Origin of the sequence: Streptomyces sp., assembly GCF_036524955.1 — a bacterium.
Classification (GTDB): Bacteria; Actinomycetota; Actinomycetes; order Streptomycetales; family Streptomycetaceae; genus Actinacidiphila.
Map to the genome: position 1 here is coordinate 1 of NZ_DATDBG010000301.1, position 10,887 is coordinate 10,887.

Sequence of the window (10,887 nt, forward strand, 5' to 3'; positions counted from 1 at the left end):
TGCTCGCCGCGATGGCGCTCGGCGGTCGCCGTACTCCGCTGGTGGTCAGCTGGCACGGCGCCGACCCGCCCGCGGAGGGCGGGCGCGCGATGATGCTGCGCTGGCTGGAACGCCGTGCGGTGCGCAGCGCCACCGTCGTCCTCGGCGACTCCTCCGACCTGGTCGACCGCGCCCGCGGACACGGCGCCCGCGACGTACGCCTGGCCCCGGCCGCCGTACCGCGCCCGGCCGTGCGGCCCCGGCCACCGGACGACGACGACCGGCTCTCCCAGAAGACCCGGGCCGAGTTCGGCGCGGTGGACCGGCCGTTGCTGCTCGCGGTCGGCCGCCTCGAACCCGACAAGGGCTATGACGTGCTGCTGGACGCCGCCCGGCGCTGGGCCGGGCCGAAGCCCCGGCCGCTGGTCGCCGTCGCCGGCGAGGGCGACCAGCGGCCCGCCCTGGAACGGCGGATCAAGTCCGAGCGCCTGCCGGTCGTCCTGCTCGGCCGCCGCGACGACATCCCCGAACTGCTGGCCGCCGCCGATCTCGTCGTGCTGCCCAGCCGCTGGGAGGCCCGCGCCCTGATCGCCCAGGAAGCGCTGCACGCGGGCGTGCCCCTGGTCGCCACCGCGGTCGGCGGCACCCCCGAACTCGTCGGCGACGCCGCCGTCCTGGTCCCGTACGGCGATGCCCCCGCCCTGGCCCGCGCGGTCACCGCGCTCCTCGCCGACCCCGACCGCCGCGCCGCCCTCACCCTCGCCGGGCGCGCCCAGGCCGCCACCTGGCCCACCGAGGACGACACGGTGGCTCAGATCCTCAGCGTCTACGACGAGCTGACCGGGGGCTGAGCCACCCTCGCAGGGGATCAGCCCGCCGCGGCCGCGGTGAGCCGCAGGGCCGTGTCGATCAGCGGTACATGGCTGAACGCCTGCGGGAAGTTGCCCACCTGCCGCTTCCGCCGCGGGTCCCACTCCTCCGCGAGCAGGCCCAGGTCATTGCGCAGCGCGAGCAGCTTCTCGAACAGCCGGCGCGCCTCCTCCACCCGGCCGATCATCGCCAGGTCGTCAGCGAGCCAGAACGAGCAGGCCAGGAAGGCCCCTTCGTCGCCCGGCAGGCCGTCCAGGTTCTCCTCGCCGCTGGAGGTGGGGTAGCGCATCACGAAACCGTCCTCCGTGGACAGCTCCCGCTGGATCGCCTCGATCGTGCCGATCACCCGCTTGTCGTCCGGCGGCAGGAACCCCATCTGCGGGATCAGCAGCAGTGACGCGTCCAGCTCCTTGGAGCCGTAGGACTGCGTGAAGGTGTTGCGCTCCCGGTCGAAGCCCTTCTCGCACACGTCGTAGTGGATCTCGTCCCGCAGCTCCCTGAACCGCTCCAGTGGTCCGTCCGCCTCGCCGGACTCGATGAGCTTGACGGTGCGGTCGACGGCCACCCACGCCATCACCTTCGAGTGCACGAAGTGGCGGCGCGGGCCGCGGACCTCCCAGATGCCCTCGTCCGGCTCGTTCCAGTGCTTCTCCAGGTAGTCGATGAGCTTCAGCTGGAGCAGGCTGGCGTAGTCGTTGCGGGCCAGGCCGGTCATGTGTCCCAGGTGCAGCGCCTCGGTGACCTCGCCGTAGACGTCCAGCTGGAGCTGGTTGGCGGCGCCGTTGCCGATCCGGACCGGCGCGGAGTTCTCGTACCCCGGCAGCCAGTGCAACTCGTTCTCGCCCAGTTCGCGCTCGCCCGCGATGCCGTACATGATCTGCAGGTTCTCCGGGTCGCCGGCCACCGCGCGCAGCAGCCACTCGCGCCAGGCGCGGGCCTCCTCGCGGTAGCCGGTGCGCAGCAGCGAGGACAGCGTGATCGCCGCGTCCCGCAGCCAGGTGAAGCGGTAGTCCCAGTTGCGCACCCCGCCGATGTCCTCCGGCAGCGAGGTGGTGGGCGCCGCGACGATCCCGCCGGTCGGCGCATAGGTCAGTGCCTTCAGCGTGATCAGCGAGCGGACCACCGCCTCCCGGTAGGGACCGGTGTACGTGCACTGGTCGACCCACTCGCGCCAGAAGTCCTCGGTGTTGGTGAGTGCCACCTCGGGCTCCGGCAACGCCGGCTGCGGCTTGTGGGACGGCTCCCAGCTGATGGTGAACGCGATCCGGTCCCCGGGCGCGACGGTGAACTCGGAGTACGTGGTCAGGTCCTTGCCGTAGGTGTCGATCTCGGTGTCCAGCCACACCGAGTCGGGCCCGGCCACCGCCACCGTACGGTCGCCGACCTTGTGCACCCACGGCGTGACCTGCCCGTACGCGAACCGCATCCGCAGGCTGGAGCGCATCGGCACCCGGCCGCTGACGCCTTCCACGATGCGGACGAGCTGCGGGGCGCCGTCGCGCGGCGGCATGAAGTCGATCACCCGGACGGTGCCGCGCCAGGTGTCCCACTCCGACTCCAGGACCAGCGAGTCGCCGCGGTACCGGCGGCGGGTCGCGGTCGGGGGCGGGGTGCCCTTGTCATGCGCCGGGCCCAGCCGCCAGAAGCCGTGCTCGTCGGTGCCGAGCAGGCCGGCGAAGACCGCCGGCGAGTCGAAGCGCGGCAGGCACAGCCAGTCGACGGTTCCGTCGGTGCAGACCAAGGCGGCGGTCTGCATATCACCGATCAGTGCGTAGTCCTCGATACGCCCGGCCACATGTAACTCCAGTCGAACACGGCGCCGTCCCGCACGGAGACGGTCTTGCGGTCTGGGGATCCTTAGACGAGCTCTTGATCCGGAGGCGGGCGTCGGTGCCGTGCCGGCCGGCTCGCGCGATGCGTCCGAGCAGGATACGTCGAACCGGCGAAGCATGCTTGCGCGTCCATGATCGTCGCTGAGCCCGGTCGCGCATCCGGCGGAGCGGGCAGGTATCATGCGCGCCCTCGCGCGCGCACGCCCGCGAGCAGCGGAAAGCCCCAGGCCGCCCGTGCCCGCTGCCCTCGCGGGCCATCGTCGCTGATACCCTGGTAGCCCGTGGGCCGGTGGGCTGAACCACTGAACCGCCGCGACGGCGCTCCCAGAACGAACGCCGTCCCGACCCTCACCTCGCGACCACGGGAGCCCCTGTTGGCAATTGCGCCGAAATCCACGACGACCAAGCACATCTTCGTCACCGGCGGTGTGGCCTCCTCGCTCGGCAAAGGGCTGACCGCGTCCAGTCTCGGCGCGCTGCTCAAGGCACGCGGCCTGCGGGTCACCATGCAGAAGCTCGACCCGTACCTCAACGTGGACCCGGGCACCATGAACCCGTTCCAGCACGGTGAGGTGTTCGTCACGGACGACGGCGCCGAGACCGACCTGGACATCGGCCACTACGAGCGGTTCCTCGACGTCAACCTGGCCGGCTCCGCCAACGTCACCACCGGGCAGATCTACTCCACGGTCATCGCCAAGGAGCGGCGCGGCGAGTACCTCGGCGACACCGTGCAGGTCATCCCGCACATCACCAACGAGATCAAGTCGCGGATCCGGCGGATGGCGGCGGACGACGTGGACGTGGTCATCACCGAGGTCGGCGGGACCGTGGGCGACATCGAGTCGCTGCCGTTCCTGGAGTCGGTCCGGCAGGTACGGCACGAGGTGGGCCGTGACAACGTCTTCGTTGTGCACATCTCGCTGCTGCCGTACATCGGCCCGTCCGGCGAACTGAAGACCAAGCCGACCCAGCACTCGGTGGCGGCGCTGCGCAACATCGGCATCCAGCCCGACGCGATCGTGCTGCGCGCCGACCGTCACGTGCCGACCGCGATCAAGCGGAAGATCTCGCTGATGTGCGACGTGGACGAGGACGCGGTGGTCGCCGCGATCGACGCGCCGTCCATCTACGACATCCCCAAGGTGCTGCACACCGAAGGTCTGGACGCGTACGTCGTCCGGCGGCTGGATCTGCCGTTCCGCGACGTGGACTGGACGCAGTGGGACGACCTGCTCAGGCGGGTCCACGAACCCGCCGCCGAGGTGACGGTCGCGCTGGTGGGTAAGTACATCGACCTGCCCGACGCGTATCTGTCGGTGACCGAGGCGCTGCGGGCCGGCGGCTTCGCCAACAACGCCAAGGTGCACATCAAGTGGGTCACCTCCGACGAGTGCAAGACCCCGGCCGGGGCCGCGGCGCTGCTCGGCGACGTGGACGCGATCTGCGTGCCCGGCGGTTTCGGGGACCGCGGGGTCGAGGGCAAGGTGACGGCCATCACCTTCGCCCGCGAACAGCGCATCCCGCTGCTCGGCCTCTGCCTCGGCCTGCAGTGCATCGTGATCGAGGCCGCCCGCAACCTGGCCGGCATCTCCGACGCCAACTCCACCGAGTTCGACCCGGCCACCGCGCACCCGGTCATCTCCACCATGGCCGAGCAGCTCGACATCGTCGGCGGCAAGGGCGACCTCGGCGGGACGATGCGGCTCGGCACCTACCCGGCCAAGCTCGCCGAGGGGTCCATCGTCCGCGAGGTGTACGGGGACCAGCCGTACGTCGAGGAGCGGCACCGCCACCGGTACGAGGTCAACAACGCCTACCGGACCGAGTTGGAGAAGAAGACCGGGATCGTCTTCTCCGGGACCTCGCCCGACAACAAGCTGGTGGAGTACGTCGAGTACCCGCGCGACGTGCACCCGTACCTGGTCGCCACCCAGGCGCACCCCGAGCTGAAGTCCCGCCCGACCCGGCCGCACCCGCTCTTCGCAGGGCTGATCAAGGCGGCGGTGGCGGCCAAGCGCGGCTGACCCTCCCGGGCCCGCACCGCGCCCCGGCTCTTCCCGTTTCCGGCTCTCTCTTCGTACGGAAGGCGCACCATGATCGAGGACACCCCGGAGGAGTGGCCGGTCAGAGCCACCTCCACCCCGTTCACCGGCAAGAAGACCAGCATCCGCACCGACGAGGTGGTCATGCCGGACGGCAGCACCGCCACCCGGGACTACCAGGTGCACCCCGGCTCGGTGGCCGTGGTCGCCCTCGACGACACGGGCCGCGTGCTCGTCCTCAAGCAGTACCGGCACCCGGTCCGGCACAAGCTCTGGGAGATCCCGGCCGGGCTGCTCGACGTCCCCGGCGAGAACCCGCTGCACGCGGCCCAGCGCGAGCTGTACGAGGAGGCGCACGTCAAGGCCGAGGACTGGCGGGTCCTCGCCGACGTCTACACCACCCCGGGCGGTTGCGACGAGGCGGTACGGATCTTCCTCGCGAGGAACCTGTCCGAGGCGGACGGCGAGCGCTTCGAGGTCGCCGAGGAGGAGGCCGACATGGAGCTGGCCCGGGTGCCGCTGGACGAGCTGGTCAGCGGCGTCCTCGCGGGCCGCCTGCACAACACCTGCCTGGTCGTGGGCGCCCTCTCCCTCCAGGCGGCGCTGGCCGGCGAAGGCATCGACGCGCTGCGCCCCCCGGAGGCGCCGTGGCCCGCCCGGCCCTTCACCGCGTGACGCCTGCCCGTGATCCGACAGGGTGATCATTGAGGTACCCGGCCGCGTCGGACCCCGACGCCACCGGACTCCCGTGAACTAATCTCGACCCACGTGCCCGTCCCGCCGGGCACGTCACCCCTTTCACCCTGCCGGGAGCGTGACCCGTGACGGACCAGGCACTGGACCCGCCTCCGTCGTCCGTTCCCGCCGAGGACGACCCCGCCGAGGACGACCCCGCCGAGGACGACCCCGGGGAGAACCCGCTCCCCGAACCCGCCTCCGGGGCTCCCGGAGCCCCTGAATCCCCTGCCGGCCCGCACGCCGCCGTGCACCAGGGACCGCCCGCGGCCGACGACGGGATCGTGGGGCCCCTGCCCGCCCTCGACGGGTCCTTCGCAGGGCGGACGCGGGAGCTCGCGCAGCTGCGGTCGGACATCGGGCGGCCCGGCCTCGGGGCGGTCAAGGGGAGAGCGAAGGGGGAAGCGGACGAGCGGGCCCGGGTGCTGCTCGTCGCCGGGCGGCCCGGAGTGGGGCGCACCGCGCTGGCCGTCCGGCTGGCCCGGGAAGTGGCGGACGACTATCCCGACGGGCGGTTCTTCGTCACGCTGACCGCGGCCGGCGGCGACCCCGTCCCGCCCGGGCAGGCCGCACGAGCGCTGCTGCGGGCGCTGGGCGCCGAGCCCGGCGGGCCGGACCCGGCCGTCGCGCTGCGCGCGGCCACGAAGGGACGGCGGCTGCTGCTCGTCCTGGACGACGCCCGGCGCGGCGCGGAACTGGCCGGGCTGCTGCCGCACTCCGCGCGCAGCCTCGTCGTGGTGACCTCCGACGGCCCCCTGACCGGCGTGCCCGACGTGCGCCCCTGCACACTGGGCGGTCTCGACACCCCCGCCGCCGTCGAACTGCTCTCCCGCACCATCGGCGACACCCGGGTCACCAACGACCCCCGCGCCGCCGAAGCCCTCGTCCAGGAAACGGCCGGCCACCCCACCGCCCTGCGACTGATCGCCGCCTGGCTCGCCGCCCAGCCCCGCCTGTCGGTCGCCGACGCCGCCCGGCGGGTGCGCACCGCCCCGGACAGGCCCCCCGCCCAGCCCGTACCGGACGGCGCGGCGAGCGTGCCCGGGGAGCTCGTGCGGGCGTTCAGCGTGGTGTACGAGGCGCTGCCCGGGGCCGCCGGGCGGATACTGCGGCTGCTGGTGCTTGCCCCGCACGGAACCGTGGACGCCCAGGTGGCCTCGGCGCTGGCCGGGTGCTCGGTGCGCGCCGCGCAGAGCACGCTGGACGACTTCGCGGCCGGGGCCCTGCTGCGCCCGGCAGGCGGTGAGCGGCAGTACCGGGTGCCCGGCTGTCTCGAACCGTTACTCCGGGGGCTGGTGGCGAGCCGGGACCGGCCCGAGGAGCTGGAGCTGGCACGGGCCAGGATGCTGGAGCGTACGGTACGGCTGCTGCTGGCCTGCCGGGCCGCGCTGGCGGGGGAGGCGCCCGCCGACGGGCTGCCCCGCACGCTGCGGTTCGACTCCGCCCGGGCGGCGGCCGACTGGCTGCGGGCGCGGCTGCCCGCGCTGCTGGCCGCCGCCCGGCTGGCGGTCGCGGACGGCGGGCTCGACACGCTGGCCCGGCGGCTGGTGGCGGCGCTGGTACGGGCGCTCGCCGCGTTCCCCGGCGGCGACGCGACGGCCGCCGAGCGGTACGAACTGCACAGCCTCGTGCTGGGCGTGGCCGAGCGCCGCGGCCTGCACCGGGAGCGGGCGGCAGCGCTGATCAACCTCGCCGACCTGGACGCCGGGTCCGGTCGCACCGACCGGGCGCTGGCCGCCTACCGCGAGGCCCTCGGAGCGGCCCGCGCGGGCGAGGACACCGAGGCCGAGGGCCGCGTTCTGGAAGCGCTCGGCGGCGCGTACCTGGAGACGGGGGACCTGCCGCGGGCCTCGGACTGGTTCGGCCGCGCCCTCGCGCTGCGGCAGGCCCGTGGAGAGCTGCCGCACCAGGCCCGGCTGCACGCGCGTGTCGGCGCGATCCTCACCTACCAGGGACGGTACGGCCCGGCTCTGCGCGAGTGGCGGTCCGCGGTCGGGGTCCACCGGCGGCTCGGCGACCTGCCGGCGCTGGCCCGCGCGCTGACCGAGGCGGCCCGGGTCCAGGAGTACGCGGGCCACCCCGAGGACGCGCTGCGGACCTGCCGTGACGCGCTGTACTGGGCCCGGCAGGCGGGTGAGCGCCGACTCGAAGCGGCCGTGCTGCTGCGGCTCGCCGACACCCTCGACCGCCTCGGCGATCCCGGCGGCGCCCGGCTCCAGCGTGCTGCGGCCGAGCGGCTGTTCCGGCCGGGTGAGTTCCCGGCCCTCTGACCACGCCTGAAACCTTCCGCGGCCAGTGACCTACGAAACTGCCAATGGTTTTAGGAAAACCAACAACTTTGTAAGGCTGGACAGCGGCTCTTCCTTCACTAGACTGGGCATTGCCGCGCGTGACGCGGTCAGGTCCGACGTGCCATGCCAAGGTGCGCCATGTCAGGACATATCTCTGCATTGCCGTCTCCGCTTCTCTCTTTCCGCCGTACCCCTCCAGACTTCCCTGAGCGCAAGGACCGTGATCGACGTGAAGGTGGGCATCCCCCGCGAGGTCAAGAACAACGAGTTCCGCGTGGCCATCACCCCGGCCGGCGTGCACGAGCTCGTACGCCACGGCCACCAGGTCGTCGTCGAGCAGAGCGCGGGAGACGGCTCGTCCATCCCGGACGCGGAGTACGTGGCGGCCGGCGCCACCATCCTCGGTGCCGCCGACGACGTGTGGGCCGCCGCCGATCTGCTGCTGAAGGTCAAGGAGCCGATCGCCGAGGAGTACCACCGGCTCCGCAAGGACCAGACCCTTTTCACCTACCTGCACCTCGCCGCCTCCCGCGTCTGCACCGACGCGCTGCTGGAGTCGGGGACGACCGCGATCGCGTACGAGACGGTCGAGACCGCGAACCGCCAGCTCCCGCTGCTCGCCCCGATGTCGGAGGTGGCCGGCCGGCTCGCCCCCCAGGTCGGCGCGTACCACCTGATGCGCTCGGCCGGCGGTCGCGGCGTGCTGCCCGGTGGTGTGCCCGGCGTGCTGTCCGGCAAGGCCGTCGTCATCGGGGCCGGCGTCTCCGGCTGGCACGCCACCACCATCGCGCTCGGCCTCGGCTTCCACGTCACGCTGCTCGACAAGGACGTGCACAAGCTGCGCGAGGCCGACAAGGTGTTCGGCAACCGCGTGCAGACCATCGCCTCCAACGCCTTCGCGCTGGAGCAGGCCGTGCTCGACGCCGACCTGGTGATCGGCGCGGTGCTGATCCCCGGCGCGAAGGCGCCCAAGCTCGTCACCAACGAACTGGTTTCCCGGATGAAGCCGGGCTCGGTGCTGGTCGACATCGCCATCGACCAGGGCGGCTGCTTCGAGGACTCCCGGGCCACCACGCACGCCGAGCCGACCTTCACCGTGCACGACTCGGTCTTCTACTGCGTCGCCAACATGCCCGGTGCGGTGCCCAACACCTCCACGTACGCGCTGACCAACGCGACCCTGCCGTACGTCGTGGAACTGGCCGACCGCGGCTGGCGGGAGGCGCTGCGGCGGGACCCGGCGCTCGCGCTCGGCCTCAACACCCATGAGGGCCAGGTCGTTTACGGTCCGGTGGCGCAGGCGCACGGCCTGGACTCGGCCGAGCTGCACGCGCTGCTGGGCTGAACCGGCCCCTGTGACCAACGGCGGGTGGACGGTCGGGACTTGCCTGTCGAGTCCCGGCCGTCCACGTCGTTACGCCCTTGACAGCCGGGCGTTCGGTTACCGACACATCGTGCCGTGTCCGGCGGATTGTGTTGCTGCGAACCACCGACACGCCATAGAGTCGCGAAACGTCGGCTGTAGTCACCACGCTGACCTGTCTAGATGTTTCCTGGTCACCAAGGAGGTAAGACGACTTGTGAATGAGTCGACATTTGCTCCCGGGGGTGGTCAACCAGGAATGACCGTCGGTTCCGTCTCGGTCCGCACCTTCGAGTCCCGCCGGTCCGAGACGACCACACAGCCGTATCCTGCCTTCGCCATGGCTCCTTTCGACGACAACGACGGCCTGCAGGACGGTCAGTTCTACGACCCCGACGCGGAGTACGAGCCGGACCCGGAGTACGCGGCCACGCTCGCCCCGGACGCCGCCCGCCAGCGCCGCGAACGCGTCGGTCCCACCGGGCGCCCGCTGCCGTACTTCCCGATTCCCAACCCGCTCACCGACCACGGTCCCGCGAAGATCGTCGCGATGTGCAACCAGAAGGGCGGGGTCGGCAAGACCACCTCCACCATCAACCTGGGCGCCGCGCTCGCCGAGTACGGCCGCCGCGTGCTGCTGGTCGACTTCGACCCGCAGGGCGCGCTCTCCGTCGGCCTCGGCGTCAACCCGATGGAACTCGACATCACCGTCTACAACCTGCTGATGGAACGCGGTCTGGCGGCCGACGAGGTGCTGCTGAAGACCGCGGTGCCCGGCATGGACCTGCTGCCCAGCAATATCGATCTGTCGGCAGCGGAAGTGCAGCTGGTCAGCGAGGTGGCCAGGGAGTCCGCGCTCCAGCGCGCCCTCAAGCCGCTGATGGCCGACTACGACTACATCGTCATCGACTGCCAGCCCTCCCTCGGCCTGCTCACCGTCAACGCGCTCACCGCGGCGCACTCGGTGATCGTGCCGCTGGAGTGCGAGTTCTTCGCGCTGCGTGGTGTCGCGCTGCTCACGGAGACCATCGAGAAGGTCCGCGAGCGGCTCAACCCCGAACTCGAACTCGACGGCATCCTCGCCACGATGTACGACTCGCGCACCGTGCACAGCCGTGAGGTGCTGGCCCGTGTGGTCGAGGCGTTCGACGACCACGTCTTCCACACGGTCATCGGCCGGACCGTACGGTTCCCCGAGACCACGGTGGCCGGTGAGCCGATCACCACGTACGCCTCCAACTCCGTCGGTGCCGCCGCCTATCGCCAGCTCGCCAGGGAGGTGCTCGCCCGGTGCCACGCCGAGTGAGTCTGCCGGGCGCCGACGAACTGTTCCGGACCACGGGGGGAGCCGCGCTCCAGGCGCCGCAGCCGCGACAGCGCCCGAGCACCGAGGGGCAGCAGGCGGCGCAGGGCGACACACGGCTGCGGCCGGTCTCCGGCGAGGGTGAGCGCGACGACCGGGAACCGGAGGGCGAGGCCGAACCGCGGTCCGGCGCCGAGCGCTCCGGCGCGCGGCCGGATGCCGAGGGTGCGGAGCACGGCGGTCGCGACGTCCCCAACCGCAGGGCGCTGGGCGGGTCCGGGGTGCCGACCGCCACGGCGACAGCGCCCGGCGTGACGGCCACCGTCACGCCGGTCGGCCCTGCTCCCCAGGTCCCCTCCCAGAGCCAGAATCCGGTGCCGCCCCCGATCACCGCGACCCCGCAGTCCCCGGCCGCGGCCCGCCGCAAGACCCAGCGCCAGAACCGCCGGCCCAGTGGACGCGAGCGGCA

Annotated in this window: 8 protein-coding genes; 7 read left to right on the plus strand and 1 reads right to left on the minus strand. The window is 72.3% G+C overall.

Going from position 1 to position 10,887, the window contains the following annotated elements:
• On the plus strand, positions 1-830 hold an 830-nt coding region (locus VIW71_RS23700; protein ID WP_331624591.1), incomplete at its 5' end, for a glycosyltransferase family 4 protein.
• A 17-nt stretch (positions 831-847) separates the two neighbouring features.
• On the opposite strand, the gene VIW71_RS23705 is transcribed toward VIW71_RS23700, so the two are convergent.
• The gene (locus VIW71_RS23705; RefSeq protein ID WP_331624596.1) at positions 848-2,656 is read right to left on the minus strand and encodes a glycoside hydrolase family 15 protein; all 1,809 of its coding nucleotides are present in this window, start codon (positions 2,654-2,656) and stop codon (positions 848-850) included.
• 399 nt (positions 2,657-3,055) lie between these two features.
• On the opposite strand from VIW71_RS23705, the gene VIW71_RS23710 reads away from it, so the two are divergent.
• From VIW71_RS23710 to VIW71_RS23735, 6 genes are all read left to right on the plus strand, one after another.
• Positions 3,056-4,708: a CTP synthase gene (locus tag VIW71_RS23710; RefSeq protein ID WP_331624592.1), complete on the plus strand. Its 1,653-nt coding sequence runs from the start codon at positions 3,056-3,058 to the stop codon at positions 4,706-4,708.
• 69 nt (positions 4,709-4,777) lie between these two features.
• Positions 4,778-5,401: an NUDIX hydrolase gene (locus tag VIW71_RS23715; RefSeq protein WP_331624593.1), complete on the plus strand. Its 624-nt coding sequence runs from the start codon at positions 4,778-4,780 to the stop codon at positions 5,399-5,401.
• Positions 5,402-5,709: 308 nt separating this feature from the next.
• Positions 5,710-7,731 carry a tetratricopeptide repeat protein gene (locus tag VIW71_RS23720; RefSeq protein ID WP_414720824.1) on the plus strand — a complete coding sequence of 674 codons (2,022 nt, stop codon included), beginning with the start codon at positions 5,710-5,712 and terminating at the stop codon, positions 7,729-7,731.
• Positions 7,732-7,972: 241 nt separating this feature from the next.
• Positions 7,973-9,097: an alanine dehydrogenase gene (gene ald / locus VIW71_RS23725; RefSeq protein WP_331624594.1), complete on the plus strand. Its 1,125-nt coding sequence runs from the start codon at positions 7,973-7,975 to the stop codon at positions 9,095-9,097.
• Between the two features lie 277 nt (positions 9,098-9,374).
• Complete coding sequence (locus VIW71_RS23730; RefSeq protein ID WP_414720823.1) at positions 9,375-10,421, plus strand: ParA family protein; 1,047 nt, start codon at positions 9,375-9,377, stop codon at positions 10,419-10,421.
• Positions 10,406-10,887, plus strand: a 482-nt coding sequence (locus VIW71_RS23735) for a hypothetical protein (RefSeq protein ID WP_331624595.1), incomplete at its 3' end; no start/stop codon positions are given. The genes VIW71_RS23730 and VIW71_RS23735, both read left to right, overlap by 16 nt.

What these genes read in the sequence shown, in the direction of transcription:
- VIW71_RS23715 (WP_331624593.1), top strand. Translation starts at nt 4,778, where the DNA reads ATGATCGAGGACACCCCGGAGGAGTGGCCGGTCAGAGCCACCTCCACC.
- VIW71_RS23730 (WP_414720823.1), top strand. Translation starts at nt 9,375, where the DNA reads ATGACCGTCGGTTCCGTCTCGGTCCGCACCTTCGAGTCCCGCCGGTCC.